The following is a 17,709-nucleotide window of genomic DNA, read 5'->3' as shown; positions in this document are numbered from 1 at the left end:
TTCCCGAATTCAAGGAATCGAAGCTGTTCGCCTGGCCGGAAAATGCTTCAGAATTGCCACGACTTCCTGATCGCTAACCTGCCGGAAATCACGATAGAAATAGCCAACGGCTCCGAATAATTCGGGCGTCTCCAAACAGATCAATGCATCGACTTCTTGGCGCAATTCCGTAATTGTCTCGGGCGGAGCGACGGGAACGGCGAGCACCAGTTCCTTCGGCTTCCGGTTGCGGATCGCCTGCAATGCCGCCTTTGTCGTTGCGCCGGTTGCGATACCGTCATCGACTACGATCACCACCTGTCCTGTGATCTCCGCCCGGTGGCGCTCTCCGATGTAAAATTGGCGACGGCGTTCGATCTCTTCGATCTCCTTTTTGCACGCCGCGTCGAACTCATCCGATGTAATACCCGAAAGCTCAATCACCTCCTCATTACGAACGACGATCGGCGCGGTGCCGTCCACTACTGCTCCCATGGCAAGCTCCGGCTGGGCGGGCACGCCGATCTTGCGAACAAGGATCAGGTCGAGAGAGGCATCAAGCGCCGCCGCGACCTCAGCCGCGACGGGGACACCGCCGCGTGGCAGCGCCAGAACGACAACATTGCGGCCCTTATATTCTGATAGTGCTTTGGCTAGTCTCTGGCCCGCATCCGATCTGTCCTGGTACGTCATTATTGCCCCTCACTTCGATTGACGCTTGCTGGATCGACGACAAGATGGCGTTCGAACCATCCTGCTGCGAGTACGATGACTGCCTCAAGTGCGCCGGGCTCCGGGAAGAGATGTGTAGCACCTGGTATAATTTCGATACGCGTTTCTCCTCGCAGGAGTTCCAATGCCGATTGATTGAGTTCGATCAACCTGGAATCAGCACCTCCCACGATCAGGGAGGGTCGGAGCCTTGACCTGGGGCAGTATGCCGCCGGCAAGATCCGGGCGCCCACCGCGCGAAACCACAGCACCAATGCGATTACCGAGCGAACCAGCCGCAACCAGCACGGCGGCGGCGCCCGTGCTCGCTCCGAATAGTCCAATGGGCAAGCCGACCACATCTGGTTCCTCAACGATCCAGCGCACAACATGAATCAGGCGGCGGCCGAGAAGCTCGATGTCGAAGATATTCTTCCGGTCATTTTCTTCCTCGGGCAGAAGAAGGTCAAGCAACAGAGTTGCGACACCGATCATTCAGCGCTTCCGCAACCTGAACGTTACGTGGACTGAAACGGCTCGAGCCGCTGCCATGGGCAAAGATAACCAAAGCCCTAGCTCCGGCCGGATGTTTCAAAGTACCCGCCAGACCGAGCGGTGGAATCTGCACATCTCGCGAAAAGGCCTTCGATTGAGCCTCGCCCTTTGCATCAAGGCTGAGCGCAGGAACCTGTGGCACGGTCGTTCGCTCCATTGAAGCAAAAAATGTTACACCTCTCGCCACGGACGATGTTGATCAGCGTCAAACAGCCTTGGCTCTCTCGGTGATTGAAGATGCTTACCGCAGGATCGGCGAAACCGACGCATGCCGCCTACCAAAAATTCTTGAGATCCATCCCTCGCAGCCGACGACTTAGATCAGTTGTTGATTTGCATCAACGTCAGCAGCACTTCGAAGGGCTCTCCTACACACTAACGAGGGAGATCTGCTATGCATGCTCGTGACGTCATGGTTGCGCCAGTCATCACGGTGAAGCCTTCTACTTCCGTGAAGGAGGTAGCCGAACTGTTCCTGAAAAAAAAGATCAGTGCAGTGCCTGTGATCGACAGTCAGGGAAAACTCGTTGGCATTCTCAGCGAAGGCGACCTCCTGCACCGCGTTGAGGCCGGCACAGAGCGACACCGCCCATGGTGGTTTGAGATCTTTATGGGCAGCGATACGCTCGCGGCCGAGTATGTCAAGTCTCACGGCCGTAAAGTTTCAGATATAATGACCCGCAAGGTCATTGTGGCCTCTCCAGAGACACCACTGCACGAGGTCGCGACCTTAATGGAGAAGAACGCGATCAAACGGGTGCCTATTGTGGAGAACGGCCAGTTGGTCGGCATTGTCAGCCGGGCAAACCTCATTCAGGCTGTAGCAACCGCTCGTAAATTGCTCGATATTCCGCTTTCCGATACCACGATCCGGGAGCGGATACTTTCTCACCTGAAGAATCAACCGTGGGCGCATACGGCGATGCTAAACGTGACTGTCAATGCGGGTGTCGTGGACCTCTGGGGCATTGCCGAATCCCTAGCTGAACGGAAGGCCATCAAGGTTGCCGCTGAATCGGTCCCTGATGTATGCGCAGTCAATGACAATCTGACTATCCGCCCCGCTGGCGGATGGGAGTGAGCTGGGGCTGCACAGACCAGTTATCCCGGGCCGGCAGCAGACTGGTGTGTTGGGGATATCAACCTGCCGCCTTGCCGCGCCGGCGTTTCGCGATGCAGCGCCGTTCCTAAAGCGGGCGCAAGTCATCAATATCGATGAATCGGAGACGCCCGCTGAGCATCTGCGAAAAAGCCGTATCAATCCATCTGGCTCAGTATGGCGCGATCGTACCGATCCAGCAGATGGATGCCGACCACGCCGATAGATCGCGGCGAACGACGGTCTCTGATTGTAACGGGCGGCCATGGTCATTTGCAACTGCAGGAGCGCATTCTGGGCGACGTCACGCGTGGCATGATCAGTCCATGGTCGTGCCGACGCTGATGTCGCACTGACGGCCGTAGCGGGAGAAACAGATTTGCGAGCGATGGCACTCACCTCTCCTAGATCGCTTCTGGAACTTCAGGAGCGCGACGATCCGCTTCCGCACGCCAACGAGGTTCGCGTGAAGGTAGGCGCGTGCGGAGTCTGTCGAACCGATCTTCACGTTTTGGATGCGGAACTGCCTGGCATCCGATACCCCATCGTTCCAGGCCATGAAATCGTCGGTCGTGTCGACCTCCTTGGCGCCGACGTGACCAACCACCGGATCGGCGACCGGGTGGGCATTCCCTGGCTCGGGTACACGTGCGGCGTCTGCCGTTTCTGCAGGGAAGGCATGGAGAATCTTTGCGACCGCCCGCTATTTACCGGCTATACGCGAGACGGCGGTTTTGCCACGCACGCCATTGCCGATGCCCGCTACGCTTTCCCGTTGGGCGATCAGGGCGCCGATGTTTCGATCGCACCACTGTTGTGTGCCGGCTTGATCGGCTGGCGATCACTGGTGATGGCGGGCAGCGCCGAGCGGCTTGGTATTTATGGTTTCGGCGCCGCCGGGCACATCGTCGCCCAAGCTGCACGCTGGCAGGGTCGATGCGTATACGCTTTCACCCGTAGCGATGACATTGCGGCGCAAGATTTTGCCCGTGGTCTGGGCGCGGTATGGGCCGGCGCATCGGACCAATTGCCTGACGCTCCGCTCGATGCCGCGATCATCTATGCTCCCGCCGGGCGATTGGTGCCGGCTGCGTTGCGTGCGGTACGCAAGGGCGGCCGGGTCATATGCGCCGGCATTCACATGAGCGATATTCCGGGTTTTCCCTATCATTTGCTATGGGGAGAACGACAACTGGTGTCGGTCGCCAACCTGACGCGCCAGGACGGGCTGGATTTCTTCAAAATCGCACCTCAGGCGGGGATCAAGACCCAGACGACAGCGTTCCCGTTGGTCGAGGCCAATGAGGTTCTCAAAAAGCTGCGAAACGGACAGATTTTGGGTGCGGCAGTTCTCAAACTCTAGATACTCGACATGACGAGTTCAGCGGCAGAGCAAGCTTAAATGACAGCCGACTCCCACGATCAGGAGCGTGTCTTTGCCTTTCTGACCGACCCGGCGACCCATCCGCAGGTTCACCGGATCGATACCCACGCGGCATCGGTCTTTCTCGAAGGTAAACGGGCGCTAAAGATCAAGCGCGCTATCCGTTTCCCCTATCTCGATTATTCGACGCTGGCGAAGCGAAAAGCGGCCTGCGAGCAGGAGATAACCATAAGCCGCCGGTTTGCACCGCAGATCTATCGCCGCGTCATCCCGATTACCGAGGACAGCCAGGGTTCGCTGAGCATCGATGGGGAAGGAACGCCGGTCGAGTTTGCGATCGAGATGGTCCGCTTTGATGAAAGCCGGACCATTGATCATCTCGCAGAAGCCGGTCCGCTCGATCCCGCGCTGATCGACGCCATCACCGACACGATCTCGGCGTCCCACCTCGCTGCCCCACCCGTCGCTGCTGGCCCATGGATTCAATCGATTCCAGGCATACTCGCCGGCAATACCTCGGCGTTCCGCGCGGCAGCCTGCTTCCCCGAACGTCACATCGACCAGCTCGACGACGCATCGTATTCCGCACTAGGTCGGATTGGCGGGCTGTTACAGCAGCGAGGCAGTGCGGGCTTTGCGCGGCATTGCCATGGCGATCTGCATCTAGGGAATATTGTGTTGATAGATGACAAGCCTGTTCTATTCGACGCCATCGAATTCGACCCAACGATCGCATCCACCGATGTGCTCTATGACCTTGCATTTCCGCTGATGGACTTCATCCGCTACAATCAGCACGCTGCGGCAAACGGCCTCATGAACCGATATCTAAGCAGGTCTCCCCTCGAAAATCTCGATGCGCTCGGAGCGCTCCCGTTGTTGATGTCGTTGCGCGCCGCCATTCGCGCCAATGTGATGCTTGCCCGGCTTGGTCCGGCTTGTCGCGATGAAGCGGACATCAGGCAATCGGCCCGCGTCTATTTCGAGCTGGCGCTCCGATTGATCCGGCCGGTTGCGCCGATCATGATCGCGGTTGGCGGCCTGTCCGGAACCGGAAAATCCGTGCTGGCCCGAGCGCTCGCGCCCTACGTCAACCCCGATCCAGGCGCCGTCGTGCTACGGAGCGACGTGCTAAGAAAGCGGCTCCTGCACGTCAACGAAACCGATCGGCTCCCCGAGACCGCATACCGGCCGGAGATTAACCGGCAGATTTACGAAGTGCTCGGGCAACAGGCTACTCGCATTCTTTCGCAAGGTCATTCGGTTGTGATCGACGCCGTATTCGCCGACCAAGCCGAACGAACCGCGATCTGCGACGACGCAAGCAAGTTGGGCGTCAGGTTCGCCGGTCTCTATCTCCATACCGACCTTGCGACACGACAGCGTCGCGTCGGCACCCGCGGACGCGATGCGTCCGACGCCACACCCGAGATCGCTGCGCTTCAGGAAAAATACCATATAGGCGCGGTCGATTGGTCGCTCATCGATGCGTCGGGAACACCAGAGCAGACGTTGCAATTATGTCAGTCTGCCATTCCTGGCTTGCGAGGCGAGTGAGGCAGCAAACTGCTATCTCGTAAGTTACGGCCCGGCACCACGGCCACGCCTGCCCTCACTGATCTGGATCAAGGCCATGCCGAGGATGGCGTAGCAGAATGGAGTTTAACCACGAGGCTCACGCAAGGACATGGCTATGCCTACCCACCTCCGCGCGATCGTCTGTATCGACCATTCGCAGGTTCGGCTCCACATCGGGCTCTCCGGCGAAGAGCAGATTGTGCCGCATCCTCATCTGCCGACCCGTCACCTCCATCACAAGGCCAATACGATTGGCAGTGGTCACGCGGCTCCGGATCTCAAATTCCTAGCTCAAGTGAGGGACGCCGTCCGTGGCGCCGCTCAGATCCTGATCATCGGCCCTTCCACCGCCAGGACGGAACTCGCCAAATGCTTTCATGATCAGGATTCGAAAATCGGTCACTGCATCGTTGCTGTGGAAGCGGCGGATCATCCGAGCGATGGCGAAATCGTCGCTTATGCCAGACACTATTTCGGCATCGGTCCGGCGCGAGCTGGCGCAATCACCGGATAAGCGCACACGGCTTAATCATCATGGACATGAGGTTACCCGCAACCGAAGTGAAAGAAGTCGCTGCCGGGCAACCAGCGGACATGTCGCGTCGATATCCGTGGAAGCTGGGGATTGTGGTTGCGCTCGGTTTCGGGATGGCGGCCATGATGTGGTGGTTGTACCGCGGACCGGCAGTTTCGGCGGTTCGAGTGACGCGCGGCTCGGCAGCGGAAATCGTCTACGCCACGGGAGCGGTCGAGCCTGAAACATGGTCGCGCTCGACGCCGCTCGTCCGTGGCCGCATTGTCGAGCGTTGCAGGTGTGAAGGCAGGACTGTCCAGAAAGGCGATGTGCTGGCCCGCCTTGACGACAAGGAAGCGGTCGCCACGCTGAATGACCTGCGAGCGTTGGAGGAATTTCAGCGTCGCGAATTTGACCGCCAGGACCAGTTGCTGGCGCGCGGCGTGACGACATCCCAGGCCCACCAGAAGGCGGAGAGCGACCTTGCCCGCATCAGGGCGCAGGTCGCGGCACAGGCGCAACGGCTTCAATACTATAAGGTGATAGCACCAATGGATGGGACCGTCTTGAAGGAGGACGGCGAAGTTGGCGATATGGTCGAGCCGGGGACCATTTTGTACCGTATCGGCCTCGAGAGGCCGTTATGGGTCGTCGCTGAAGTCAATGAGGAGGATATTCCCCGCGTCCGCGTCGGACAGCGGGCTTTGCTGCGCACCGATGCGTTCGCTAACCAGGTCTTGCCCGGCGTCGTCAAGCAGATAACGCCGGCTGGCGACCCTGTTGCGAAGACCTTTCGGGTCAGGATCGGCTTGCCCTACGACACGCCGTTGCCGGTTGGGATAAGCGTCGAGGCGAATATCGTCAGCCGCGAAAAGCCGGATGCAATCCTGGTGCCGGCCAATGCCGTCGTGGGCAATAGCCTGTTCATTATCGAAACCGACCACGCTCGCCAGCGCAAGGTCGAGATCGGGATTCGCGGTACGGGCTTCGTCGAGATCGTCAAAGGGGTGACCGAGGGAGAACTGGTTGTCTCCCCTGCCACGACGAACATCAAGGATGGATCGCGCGTCCGTTCCCTAATCGCGGAGCCGGTAACACCGTGAGACTGGTCCTCACCATAGCCTGGACCCATGTGCGCCGGCGCGCCCGTCAGACGCTGGTAGCGATTGCAGGTGTCACGACCGGTGTTGGTTTTTCAATCATGATGGCGGCCATGATGGAAGGATCGCAGGACGATTTCATCAAGACCCTGGTTGACGCCTTGCCGCATATCTCCGTGACCGACGAACTCCGCGAGCCGACGCGCCAGCCCGCTAACATCATCTTTCAGGCCGCCGAGTTTCACGGCTTGACCCCCGAGGCACGCCGACCGGGGATCAAGAATCCGATGGCCACGATCGCATCGCTGCAATCCTGGGTAGCGGGAGCGCTGACTCCCTCGGTGCAATCAAAGGCGGTGCTGCGTTTCGCCGGCCGCAACCTGACGATATCGGTCATTGGGATCGACCCACGCACCGAAGGCGAAGTATCCAATCTGGCCACGCATATGCGCCAGGGGACTTTGGCGTCGCTGTATCGCTCCTCGAATGCGATCCTGCTGGGCGACCGGCTGGCAGACAAGATCGGCGCTCGGGTTAATTCCAGCATCACCCTTGCCTCTGCAGAAGGCGCCATAATGAGCGCCAACGTGGTCGGCACCTTCCACTCCGGCTTCCGCGCCACCGACGAGACCACCGGTTATGTCCTACTCAAGACCGCACAGATCCTCGAACGGCAAACCGGCGTCGTCAACGAGATTCGCATACGTACTCGTGACCCGATGGAAGCCCGCCTGATCAGCGAGCGGATCGGTGAGCAGACCGGCTATAAATCGGTCTCCTGGCAGGAGGCACAGGAAGATCTGTTGGCGGCGATCACGCTGCGCAACGTGCTGATGTACACGATTGTTGGAGCCATTCTTCTTGTCGCCAGCTTTGGTACCTACAACATCATCTCCACCATCACACATGAAAAGACCCGGGATATCGCGATTCTGAAATCGCTCGGCTTCAAGACCGCGACCATTCGATCGATCTTCATTATCGAAGCAATACTGATCGGACTTGTTGGAGCCATGCTGGGCTGGGTCTTCGGATATCTGCTGACGCGGGGGCTGGCCACCCTCGAATTCAAGACGCCGTTCTCCGATTATAATCATCTACCGGTGCTCTATTCGGCAAAACACTATTTGCTCGCCACCGGCGTTGCGTTGTTGTCCAGCCTGATAGCCGGCTACTTTCCGGCGCGCGCCGCAGCGCGGCTGCATCCTGTCGACATCATCAGGGGCGCCACATGACCCCCCTCATCGAGGCAAGGAGGGTGACTAAAATCCTGAGCGGGATCGTGCCGGTGACACTCGTCCAGGACATCAACCTCGAGATCATGCCCAGCGAATTCATCGGCATCACCGGCCCCTCCGGTTCAGGAAAATCATCCCTGCTGTACCTCCTGGGCCTGCTCGACCTGCCGACCAGCGGCGACGTCCTGATCGACAACCGCTCAACGACTGCCATGACCGAGGACGAACGCTCCGAAGTGCGGCTGACCCGCATAGGGTTCGTCTTCCAGTTTCACTTTCTGCTCCCTGAGTTTAGCATCACCGAAAATGTGGCACTGCCGATGCACGCTCTGGGTAAGCTGTCGCCTCGCGCCGCCAGCTCACGCGCCGAGGATTTGTTGGCCTCGTTCGGGCTTGGCGACCATCGCCACAAGACCCCCGACCAGTTATCCGGTGGACAGCGCCAGCGTGTCGCCGTAGCACGCGCGCTGGCGAACGATCCGCCAGTAATTCTCGCCGACGAGCCGACCGGGAGCTTGGATACCCTTGCCACCTCTCAGGTGTTCGGAATTCTCCGCGACTTGGTGGCGCTGCGCGGAAAAACGGTCGTGGCAGTCACCCATGACCTCAATCTCGCCTCCCAAATGCACCGCCGGATTCATGTTGTCGACGGCCGGCAGGCAAAGGACGAAACGACATCTGATCCCGTTGGAACCCTGTAAGAAATCGACTTTGTTAAGACGTGGGAGTTGTCGGATCAGGAATGCCATCATCCTAGCACTTGATTCGGATCAAAGTTTGGCTTTCGCATGAGCAGAAGATGCGTCTCCCACTCTAGCCATGGAGGCAAGCATGACTGACTCTATACTCCGACAAGACATCATCGACGAACTTGAATTCGACCCGCGTTTTGATGGCGAGCACATTGGCGTTGCCGTTGACAAGAATGTCGTCAGCCTTACCGGTCACGTCAACAGCTACGCGGAAAAAGTTGCGGCGATCACAGCGGCGCGACGTGTCAAAGGCGTCCAAGCTATCGCCGAGAACATCGAAGTGCGCTATCCGTTTCAAAAACAGGCGGCGGACGATCAGATTGCCAAGCGCGCCGCCGATATCCTGAACTGGGATATTCTGATCCCAAACGGCGCGGTCGACGTTCTGGTCCAGGACGGATGGGTGACTTTGAGCGGAAATGTCGATTGGTATTACAACAAAACCGCAGCCGAAGATGATGTCCGCAAGCTGTCGGGCGTACGGGGCGTGACCAACAAGATCACTATCAAGCCGCGCATCGAAGCCGCAAACGTGAAGGCCAAGATCGAGTCCGCGCTGAAGCGCCACGCCGAGGTCGAAGCCAAGGCCATCCGTGTCACCGTGCAGGGCGGCAACAAAGTGGTGCTTGAGGGTAAGGTCGACAACTGGGATGAGCGCCGAGCCGTCGAGAACGCGGCTTGGTCAGCTGCAGGCGTCGCGTCGGTCGAGGACCGCCTCACCATCACTTAAGGTCGCTTGCTTACGGCGTCCTCGACACGGGACGCCGTAAGTTTCCATCGACAAGGCTGCCCTCGAGAGCGCGGCGGCGCCAGATTTTTCTACACTGATCCGTCCCGGAGCCACCAATGGGCCAGAATTCCTCAGATGAACTGCAAGGGCAGTCCAATCTGACTAAGACGGAGGCCGGACGTCTGCTCGCGCAGAGCGGGCCAAACGTCGTTCAAATCACGCAAATTCGCACCCGCCACTCAACTTAAGCTGTCCGAGGCACATAATTCGTGGCGCGTTGTTCGTTTCATGGGCTTTGCCGGGTTCGCGCTTACGCAAGTCGTGGCCGGTGAGTGATAGACGCGCGATTGACCCTTTAAGACCCGGGCGAGATTTCTTGATGCAGGTCAATGTAAGGCTTCCGAATTTACAATCTGATTCCTGACCGTCTTGAGATAGCGACATGACGTGTCGCTCACCAATGGAGCCAGCTATGACTTTTGCGAGAACCATCTTAGTTGCTGGTTGCGTCGCCGCAGCGACGTCGGCATTCGCCGCCAACATTACCGGAGCGGGCGCGACATTTCCGTTTCCGCTCTATTCGAAATGGGCTGATGCCTACAAGAAGGAGACCGGAAATGCCATGAACTACCAGTCGATCGGCTCGGGCGGAGGTATCAAGCAGATCCAGGCAAAGACCGTAGCATTCGGCGCTACTGATATGCCGTTGAAGATCGAGCAACTCGAGAAGGACGGCCTAGTCCAATGGCCGATGGTGATGGGCGCGATCGTTCCCGTGGTCAATCTCGAAGGTGTAAAGCCCGGCGAACTGGTACTCGACGGCGAAACCCTGGCGAACATTTATCTCGGCAAGATCGCCAAGTGGAACGACCCGGCGATCCAGAAGCTCAATCCGCATGTCAAGCTGCCACCCGACGCCATCACCGTGGTGCGACGCTCGGATGGCTCGGGCACGACCTTTAATTTTACCAACTACCTGTCCAAGGTTAGCCCGGACTGGAAGTCCAAGATCGGCGAAAGATCTGCCGTTGAGTGGCCGGTCGGCATTGGCGCCAAAGGTAACGAAGGCGTCTCCAGCAATGTCAGCCAGTCCAGGAACTCGATCGGCTACGTCGAGTACGCCTATGCCAAGCAGAACAAGATGACCTATACCACGATGGTCAACAAGGCTGGCAAGACCGTGCAGCCGAACGTCGAGACGTTCCAGGCAGCCGCCGCGAACGCCGACTGGGCGAAGGCTCCAGGCTATTACATGATCCTTACCGATCAGCCGGGCGAAAAGGCGTGGCCTCTCACGGCAGCCACTTTTATACTGATGCATAAGGAGCCCGCAGATAAGACTGCCTCCGCCGAGGCCATCAAGTTTTTCAGATGGGCTTTCGCCAAAGGCGACAAGATGGCCGAGGAACTCGACTACATCGCGATTCCGGACAATGTCGTGAAGCTTATTGAGACGACATGGTCGGTCGAAATAAAGAATTGAGGGGGAACTGCTCTCGCTGCCCGTTTTAGGTTGCTTTCCACGCTCAGGATTCCGTCTTGTTCCCACGATCTCGATCCAAGGGCACGGACGAAGCGACGCTTGCTCAACAATGATCGCATCGTGTCGGCGTGATCCTGATCAAATACTGTTGACGGTGTGCGTTCAGGGCCGGTGGGCCATGGTGCAAACGGCAAAGCGATCGTGATGGGTTTTGTCGAGCGTGGCGCGCCGTACCACAATCTAAAGCGCCGCTCTACCCGAAGGGTTCATCGGGCAGATCCTTAGGTATCGTTTCAGCATCCGGGAGTTCGAGTTTCTTTGAATGAACACGGCTGCCGTTCCAAACTATCAAAGCCGCCGGACGGCGAGCACGACTCTCGTTCAATTTGCGCGCGCGACCAGAACTGCCTTTAGGTGGCGAGCGAACAACTCATTGATCCCGACCTTGTTCAAGTGATCGGTATCGAAATAGTAGCGTGGTTCGTTCAGTTCGGCGGAGAGATCAATGAAGCTGGTCCCGCGCCTTTCCAGCGTCACTGCCATTGCCTGATTGAACGCGGCCTCGTTTGGCAGGGCTGCCCGAAATTGACCCGGCATCGGCATCTTGATCACAACCACTCGAATATTGTGCTGGTCGGCGAGTTCAAGCATCTGTTCAAGCTCCATCAGATAGCGCTCTAGGTCTTTTCCACGCTCGGACTCCGGGAATAAATACTTGATCCGATTTTTCACTGCCGTCGCCGACGGACGATAAACGCGATCGAATTGCAGTTCCCCTTCCCATGCGTCCTTCTGGAAGCGGTTCCGATTATTGATCTTCGAGAATCCGGTCAGTCGGCAACCGCGCGCCAATCGATGCCTTCCTGCCGGCTGTATTGCAACAGCAAGCGCGCGGCATATAGATCGAAGGGGGTAGCCCTGAGCAATTTGACATCGCCAAAACGATCCTCATTCCAAGCGCGCGAATAGAACGCGAAGGAATCGGCGACATAGAGCAGATTCCTGGTCCGGTGTTTGCGCAGAAATGTCTCCAGCACAAAGCGATTGTATAGGGGTCCGGTCCCGGGCGACGCGAGGTTGATGATCGTCTGTCCGGTGTCGCGCTGCATCAGGTCGTTGGAGTTGGAGAAATCGAGAGGCATCGCGTGGGACGCCCCCAGGATCACCCAATCGAATGCCTGCACCTCGGTGGTTGCGATTTTGAAGACGGGATTGCCATGACCGTTGCGGTACATGAGTTGCTCAGCGGCGAAATAAACGCAGGCATAGATCAAGAGGCCGATTCCAATAAAGGCAATCGCCGCCCTGCCCTGACGTGTCATTGTTCGTTCGCCTTCAAAATTGCATGTAGATGAATTCCTTGGCCTGCCATCGGCCAAGGATCAACACGCCGAAGATCACGAGGTAGTAGCAACCCCAACGCAGAACTACTGGTGCTGCGGCCATTCGCTGTACGATCGGCCGGCGCTCGTCGAGCGTTTCCACAAATAGTAGAAGGGCAATGAGCCCGAACCCGAGGCCCTGCTCATAAGTGAAGGGATACTGGACAAGTAGAGACGGGATCTCGAGCAGACTTGTCGCTATCTTCTGGATGACGGTCAGCGCGTCACCAACGGACTGGGCTCGGAAGAAAATCCACGAGATAGCGATCAGATGAAATGTCAGAAGAATGCGCACCAGCGATAGCGCAGCATTCTGGCGCAAGGCCGGTAGAATTCCGCCTAGCCGTTCCCACAATCCGCGCGTGGCCAGTCCTATCCATTGATAGGCGCCATTCAGGACGCCCCAGATTAGGAATGTCCACCCCACCCCATAGCCGGGGCCAGCGTGCCAGACCGCTGACGACGAACACAAGCATGATGTTGACGTACCGACGTAGTGATCCTGACTGGCTGCCGCCCAAAGGAATGTAGAGATAGTCGCGAAACCAGCGACCCAGCGAGATATGTCATCGCTCACCCCAGAATTCGGCTGTGCTGCGCGACAAATAGGGTCGTCGAAAATTCTCCATCAACTTTAAGCCAAACAGCAGGGAGACGCCGATGGCGATATCGGTATAGCCGGAAAAGTCACAATAGATCTGGAACGCGAAGAAATAGACGCTGATGAGAAGTTCGATCGGCGAGGCAAACGCCACTATGCCGAAATTGCGATCCACCAGGGGGCGCCAGATTGTCGGCAACAACGACCTTTTTGAAAAGACCCCAGCCGATCAGTTGAAGACCCAGTACGGCGCTCTTCGGTTACGACGAATATCAGTCACGCGTTGCTGGCGGACGACCGGCCGTTGCTGGTCGATATCCATCGCAGGGCCGGACTGAAATGCACGCAATGCCATCAGGAGCAAGCGCCCAAGCTGACGCCACCGAGCACAACCTGCTTCCGCTGTCATGGAAACCAACAGTCGATCGCCAACAAGACCAGAGAATCCTTTCCTAACCCGCACGCGTCTCCTCACCTTTCCGCCGGCCAAACCTCTATCTGTGCTGAATGTCATCATGTGCACCGGCCGTCGGAGGTCTCTTGCAGCGCTTGTCATCGCGACTTCTATTTCAACGTGAAGTGAGTGATTTAATTCTTGAACGCTTCCGTGTTTGATGGAGATCAAGGAAACCGCCTGCACCAGACATATGCTTTTAAAATAAACAGTCTCAAAGGAGTATTTGTCATGGCGGAACCTGCCACCAAGTTACCCATCAAGACCGAAACGACCCCGGCTTCCCAGGTCACTAAAGCCTCGGACTGGCAACCCTTCGAAGCTCTGCGCAATCAGGTCGACCGACTGTTTCATGACTTCCAGACCGGATTCCTGCAGGCTCCGTCCTACCGTTCGCTGCTGGACATCGAGCCGTTTTGGCGTCGTGATTTCGGTCTCAACGTCACGCCGGCCATCGACATCGTCGAAAAGGACAAGGCGTTCGAAGTAACGGCCGAACTTCCGGGGCTTGATGTCAAGAACATCGACCTTCAGCTTTCCGATAACGTGCTGACGATCAAGGGCGAAAAGCAGGAGGAGAAGGAAGAGACGGCCAAGGATCGCTACGTCTCCGAACGCCGCTACGGCTCTTTCCGCCGCTCGCTGCAGGTGCCAGCCGGCGTCGACGCCGACAAGATCGAAGCGGCGTTCAAGGGCGGCATTTTGACTGTCACGCTTCCGAAATCTCCGGACGCGCAGAAGCAGCAGAAGAGGATCCCCGTAAACGAGAAGTGAGCGAGCTGCTGGCCCCGCCGTATCACGCTGGATCGGTGGGGCCACACTGCCACGGCCGTTTCACTTGATGATTGGCTTCCGGGAGGAACCGCGAGTGGCACACAAGCAAATCCTATTTCATTCAGCGGCGCGCGAAAAAGTGTTGCGGGGTGCAACGCTTCTCGCTGATGCCGTGCGCGTCACGCTTGGCCCGAAGTCAAAATCAGTCCTGATTCAAAAGAGTTGGGGCGCGCCTATCGTCTGCAATGATGGCGTCACCATCGCCAAGGAATTCGATCTCAAGGACCCGGAGGAAAATCTCGGAGCGCAGGTGCTTCGCCAGGCCGCGGAGAGAACCGGCGACGTCGTCGGCGACGGCACTAGCACATCTACGATCCTAGCACATGCGATCCTTGCAGACGGTGTGCGGAATGTCGTGGCCGGCGCCAGTGCGATCGATCTCAAACGCGGATTGGACCGGGCAGCGCGCGTTGCGATTGCGGCGCTGCAGGCAATGTCTCGCCCGGTAAAGACCAAGGCCGAGAAGGCGCAGGTCGCAACCATTTCGGCCCACAATGACGCCGCCATTGGCGCCCTGGTCGCCGACGCGATCGAAAAAGTCGGTGGCGAAGGTGTGATTTCGGTCGAGGAATCCAAGACCACCGAAACCACGCTGGATGTCGTCGAAGGCATGAAGTTCGATCGCGGCTTCATATCCCCTTATTTCGTCACCGACGCCGAGCGGATGGAGGCCGTGCTGGAAGATCCATTCGTGCTGCTTTGCGATCACAAAATCAGTGCGTTACGCGCTTTGATCCCGGTGCTTGAGCAGGCCGCCAAGTCCGGCCGGCCGTTGTTCATTATTGCCGAGGATATCGAGGGTGAAGCGCTTGCGACAATAATCGTCAACCAGCTTCGCGGTACTCTCAAAGCTTGTGCGGTCAAGGCGCCCGGCTTCGGTGATCGTCGCAAGGCAATGCTGGAAGACATCGCGATACTAACGGGAGCACAGGTTTCCCAGGAGCTCGGATTAAAGCTTGAAAGCGTGACATTGCAACAGCTCGGGCGTGCTGCCCGGATCGTCGCGGACAAGGAAAATACCACGCTGATCGGCAGCGGAGGTGACCGCGTGCGGATTGACGCCCGTATTCAACAAATCCGGCGAGAAATCGAAAGACGACCAGCGACTATGACCGTGAAAAGCTCGAGGAGCGGCTCGCCAAGCTGTCCGGCGGCGTTGCGGTAGTCCGTGTCGGAGCTCCGACCGAAGCGGAGATGAAAGCGAAGAAAGAGGCGCTGGATGATGCTATCAGTTCGACAAAGGCCGCTATAGCCGAGGGAATTGTGCCTGGCGGCGGGCTGGCGCTGTTACGGTGCATCGAGGCGGTGACACGGGAAGAAGGCGCCTGCGAAGGCGACGAGAAGACCGGCATCCAGATCCTGCGACGGGCGCTCGAAGCGCCGGCGCGGCAGATTGCGGAGAACTCCGCCGTGGATGGAGGTGTGGTCGTTGCGCGCATGCTGGCGAGCCAGGGCAATTCTGGCTTCGATGCCGCACGCAAGGAGTATGTCGACTTGGTCAAAGCCGGCATCGTCGATCCGACCAAGGTGGTTCGCATCGCGTTGGAGAATGCGGTCTCGGTTGCCAGCGTGCTGCTGCTCACTGAGGCGACCATGACGGAAATTCCGGAGACGAAGCGGGAACGGCCGGCTGAGCCGGAAATGGCAATGTGACCTGCGGCGCGCAGGGGGTGCAAAGCGTATATGAGCACCTCAGGAACGAGCTGGTCATGACGATGCAGTTCGCCGGCACGCCGACGATCAAGAGTATCGTTCGAGGCTGCGTTGAGAGCGCGGGGTCCTAGGACGCAAAATACCACGGGCTGTCAGCGATCCGCTCAGCCTTTGTCGAGACGAAGCGTGCGACGCGCGACCAGTCGAAACGAAAAGAGGCCGTCAAACGAACGGCCTCTGACCATTATAGAAATTTGGGAGTTTCGCGCCGCTCTTCTGGGCTTGCCGGTACTTCCTTGGCCTCTTCCTCGGCCAGGAGTTTCCGAATGAAGCTCCGCTTCTCCTCATTTTGCTCCTCTGCGAGGAGCTTTCGGTAGCGGCGGATATTCTCAGTGTGAATGAAACGCTCCATGGTGTGTACCCTTGATACTCACCGCGCTCGGCACCGCAGCTGAACAACCATTCGACGAAAAATCAAATCACAATACTGAGGGATTCGCCGAGGATTTTCCAAGGCACGGAGCCACAGCTTAGGCAGCATTGGTAAGTTTCGTTGACCCAAGCTTAGCCTCCAAGACTTAGACTATCTCATTCTTCAAACATCGGGAGATTCCTGCTGCGCGCCTCATTGCCCTATCGACTGATCCAAGGCGCTTCAAGTTCGATGTCGACCCATTCCTTCTCAATAAGGCCCCGAGCTTCTCGGTCTTTTCTGATGGCTGGGTACGCCTTTTGTTGCGAGGTGGCGCTGTCTCAGAGCCATTTCTTTGGCTTGAGTATGTGCCCTCACAACTCATCGCCTCAATAAGACATCAAGCAGCAGATCGGGCTTGAGGTCAGCAGATCGCGGGTCATTCCGCCAAAAATCCATTCGTTGATCCGGCTGTGACCGTATGCGCCGGTCACCAGCAGATCGGCCTCCTCATCCTCGGCCAACATGATGATCTGATCGGCACCAGATCCGTGCGCCCGTGATTCAACCCGGGACTCAGCCTTTATCTTGTGTTGCGCCAGATACCGGACGACGTCATCGCCCCCCTGGCGTGCGACGTCCATGGCGTCCTCACATATTTGCACGATGGTGACGCGCTTAGCCATTTTTAGGAACGGCAACGCGTCCCGTACAGCACGTCGGGCCTCGCGCGTATCCTTCCAACCGACCATGATGTGGTTGGCGATAAGGGATTTCACTGCCGCCGGCACTACCAAGAACGGGCGCCCGGCTCCGAGAATAGCAGCCCCAACATCGACAGTTCGGTGAATTTCGCTCGAGAATCTGCCTTTTTCAACCAGGATCAAATCCGCACACCGCGCTTCACTTATCAGAACTTGGGTGGGATAGTCGATGGCCGATCGCCATTCGGTTTTCCGGCGAGATCCGGCGGCCACTTCAAACTTGTTTCCGGCGTCCGCAAGCGCGGCCTCCATCTTCGCAATATCGAATTCTGTCGCGTTGTCGACAATCACGACACCTTCGGCAACAACCGGCGGTATAACCGCAAGAGCCGACACCCCGAGCAGCTTGGCAGCGAATCTGTCTGCCACGCTCGCGGCGATGCTAACCAGCGGTTTCGAAACATGATCGGCATTTACCCAAACCATCAGCGTTGCGTAGGACACGGCAGTTTCCTTTTTTGGCAATCACGTCTGCCATTACGTCCA

General features: G+C 57.9%; 19 protein-coding genes and 1 pseudogene. 12 read left to right on the top strand and 8 right to left on the bottom strand.

Translation table 11 applies throughout. From position 1 onward, the window contains the following. Nucleotides 1-9: 9 nt before the first annotated feature. Both ASC80_RS01000 and ASC80_RS24610 read right to left on the bottom strand, forming a co-directional pair. Nucleotides 10-672, bottom strand: coding sequence for a phosphoribosyltransferase (locus ASC80_RS01000; RefSeq protein WP_056291997.1), 663 nt, complete (start codon nucleotides 670-672; stop codon nucleotides 10-12). A 195-nt stretch (nucleotides 673-867) separates the two neighbouring features. Further along, a complete protein-coding gene (locus ASC80_RS24610) occupies nucleotides 868-1,185 on the bottom strand; it encodes a dienelactone hydrolase family protein (protein ID WP_349509644.1) in 318 nt (105 codons plus the stop codon). 454 nt (nucleotides 1,186-1,639) lie between these two features. Here ASC80_RS24610 and ASC80_RS00990 point away from each other — a divergent pair, with 454 nt between their 5' ends. The 9 genes from ASC80_RS00990 to pstS all read left to right on the top strand — a co-directional run bounded on the left by ASC80_RS00990 (nucleotide 1,640) and on the right by pstS (nucleotide 11,123). After that, complete coding sequence (locus tag ASC80_RS00990) at nucleotides 1,640-2,326, top strand: CBS domain-containing protein (protein ID WP_056291994.1); 687 nt, start codon at nucleotides 1,640-1,642, stop codon at nucleotides 2,324-2,326. Between the two features lie 397 nt (nucleotides 2,327-2,723). Then, entirely contained in the window at nucleotides 2,724-3,707 is a 984-nt protein-coding gene (locus ASC80_RS00985; protein ID WP_056291992.1) for a zinc-dependent alcohol dehydrogenase family protein, read from the top strand. A 39-nt stretch (nucleotides 3,708-3,746) separates the two neighbouring features. Beyond that, entirely contained in the window at nucleotides 3,747-5,285 is a 1,539-nt protein-coding gene (locus tag ASC80_RS00980; RefSeq protein WP_056291990.1) for a bifunctional aminoglycoside phosphotransferase/ATP-binding protein, read from the top strand. Nucleotides 5,286-5,421: 136 nt separating this feature from the next. Beyond that, complete coding sequence (locus tag ASC80_RS00975; RefSeq protein WP_056291987.1) at nucleotides 5,422-5,820, top strand: hypothetical protein; 399 nt, start codon at nucleotides 5,422-5,424, stop codon at nucleotides 5,818-5,820. A gap of 47 nt (nucleotides 5,821-5,867) precedes the next feature. Further along, nucleotides 5,868-6,923, top strand: coding sequence for an efflux RND transporter periplasmic adaptor subunit (locus ASC80_RS00970; protein ID WP_244487156.1), 1,056 nt, complete (start codon nucleotides 5,868-5,870; stop codon nucleotides 6,921-6,923). Next, a complete protein-coding gene (locus ASC80_RS00965; protein WP_056291986.1) occupies nucleotides 6,920-8,155 on the top strand; it encodes an ABC transporter permease in 1,236 nt (411 codons plus the stop codon). Before ASC80_RS00970 ends, ASC80_RS00965 begins: the two co-directional genes overlap by 4 nt. Continuing rightward, nucleotides 8,152-8,859 (top strand): ABC transporter ATP-binding protein, encoded by a 708-nt coding sequence (locus ASC80_RS00960; RefSeq protein WP_056291983.1) that lies wholly within the window; start codon nucleotides 8,152-8,154, stop codon nucleotides 8,857-8,859. The genes ASC80_RS00965 and ASC80_RS00960 overlap by 4 nt, the downstream gene beginning before the upstream one ends. A gap of 130 nt (nucleotides 8,860-8,989) precedes the next feature. Continuing rightward, nucleotides 8,990-9,640, top strand: a complete 651-nt coding sequence (locus ASC80_RS00955) for a BON domain-containing protein (RefSeq protein WP_056295399.1) — start codon at nucleotides 8,990-8,992, stop codon at nucleotides 9,638-9,640. 472 nt (nucleotides 9,641-10,112) lie between these two features. Next, nucleotides 10,113-11,123: a phosphate ABC transporter substrate-binding protein PstS gene (gene pstS, locus ASC80_RS00950; protein WP_056291980.1), complete on the top strand. Its 1,011-nt coding sequence runs from the start codon at nucleotides 10,113-10,115 to the stop codon at nucleotides 11,121-11,123. Between the two features lie 381 nt (nucleotides 11,124-11,504). On the opposite strand, the gene ASC80_RS24090 is transcribed toward pstS, so the two are convergent. The 4 genes from ASC80_RS24090 to ASC80_RS24075 form a co-directional block, all read right to left on the bottom strand. Beyond that, entirely contained in the window at nucleotides 11,505-11,975 is a 471-nt protein-coding gene (locus ASC80_RS24090; protein WP_200941133.1) for an SGNH/GDSL hydrolase family protein, read from the bottom strand. Continuing rightward, on the bottom strand, nucleotides 11,954-12,502 hold the full coding sequence (locus ASC80_RS24085; protein ID WP_200941132.1) for a hypothetical protein: 549 nt from the start codon (nucleotides 12,500-12,502) through the stop codon (nucleotides 11,954-11,956). Before ASC80_RS24085 ends, ASC80_RS24090 begins: the two co-directional genes overlap by 22 nt. Next, the gene (locus ASC80_RS24080) at nucleotides 12,459-12,827 is read right to left on the bottom strand and encodes an MBOAT family O-acyltransferase (protein WP_056291977.1); all 369 of its coding nucleotides are present in this window, start codon (nucleotides 12,825-12,827) and stop codon (nucleotides 12,459-12,461) included. Before ASC80_RS24080 ends, ASC80_RS24085 begins: the two co-directional genes overlap by 44 nt. Nucleotides 12,828-13,071: 244 nt before the next feature. After that, complete coding sequence (locus ASC80_RS24075) at nucleotides 13,072-13,281, bottom strand: hypothetical protein (protein ID WP_056291976.1); 210 nt, start codon at nucleotides 13,279-13,281, stop codon at nucleotides 13,072-13,074. Between the two features lie 108 nt (nucleotides 13,282-13,389). Here ASC80_RS24075 and ASC80_RS24690 point away from each other — a divergent pair, with 108 nt between their 5' ends. The 3 genes and pseudogenes from ASC80_RS24690 (at nucleotide 13,390) to groL (ending at nucleotide 16,047) form a co-directional block, all read left to right on the top strand. Beyond that, nucleotides 13,390-13,689, top strand: coding sequence for a cytochrome c3 family protein (locus ASC80_RS24690; protein WP_162244563.1), 300 nt, complete (start codon nucleotides 13,390-13,392; stop codon nucleotides 13,687-13,689). A gap of 102 nt (nucleotides 13,690-13,791) precedes the next feature. After that, the gene (locus ASC80_RS00930) at nucleotides 13,792-14,334 is read left to right on the top strand and encodes an Hsp20/alpha crystallin family protein (RefSeq protein ID WP_056291973.1); all 543 of its coding nucleotides are present in this window, start codon (nucleotides 13,792-13,794) and stop codon (nucleotides 14,332-14,334) included. Nucleotides 14,335-14,428: 94 nt separating this feature from the next. Further along, nucleotides 14,429-16,047, top strand: a pseudogene (gene groL, locus ASC80_RS00925) (chaperonin GroEL). Nucleotides 16,048-16,291: 244 nt separating this feature from the next. Here the strand turns inward: groL and ASC80_RS24070 are convergent. Both ASC80_RS24070 and ASC80_RS00920 read right to left on the bottom strand, forming a co-directional pair. Then, entirely contained in the window at nucleotides 16,292-16,459 is a 168-nt protein-coding gene (locus ASC80_RS24070) for a hypothetical protein (protein WP_200941130.1), read from the bottom strand. A 389-nt stretch (nucleotides 16,460-16,848) separates the two neighbouring features. After that, on the bottom strand, nucleotides 16,849-17,667 hold the full coding sequence (locus ASC80_RS00920) for a universal stress protein (RefSeq protein ID WP_056295396.1): 819 nt from the start codon (nucleotides 17,665-17,667) through the stop codon (nucleotides 16,849-16,851). Between the last annotated feature and the right edge of the window lie 42 nt (nucleotides 17,668-17,709).

Source organism: Afipia sp. Root123D2, assembly GCF_001425835.1.
GTDB lineage: Bacteria > Pseudomonadota > Alphaproteobacteria > Rhizobiales > Xanthobacteraceae > Afipia.
Note: the sequence above shows the minus strand (reverse complement) of the source record. Positions and strands in the feature narration are given on the sequence as shown.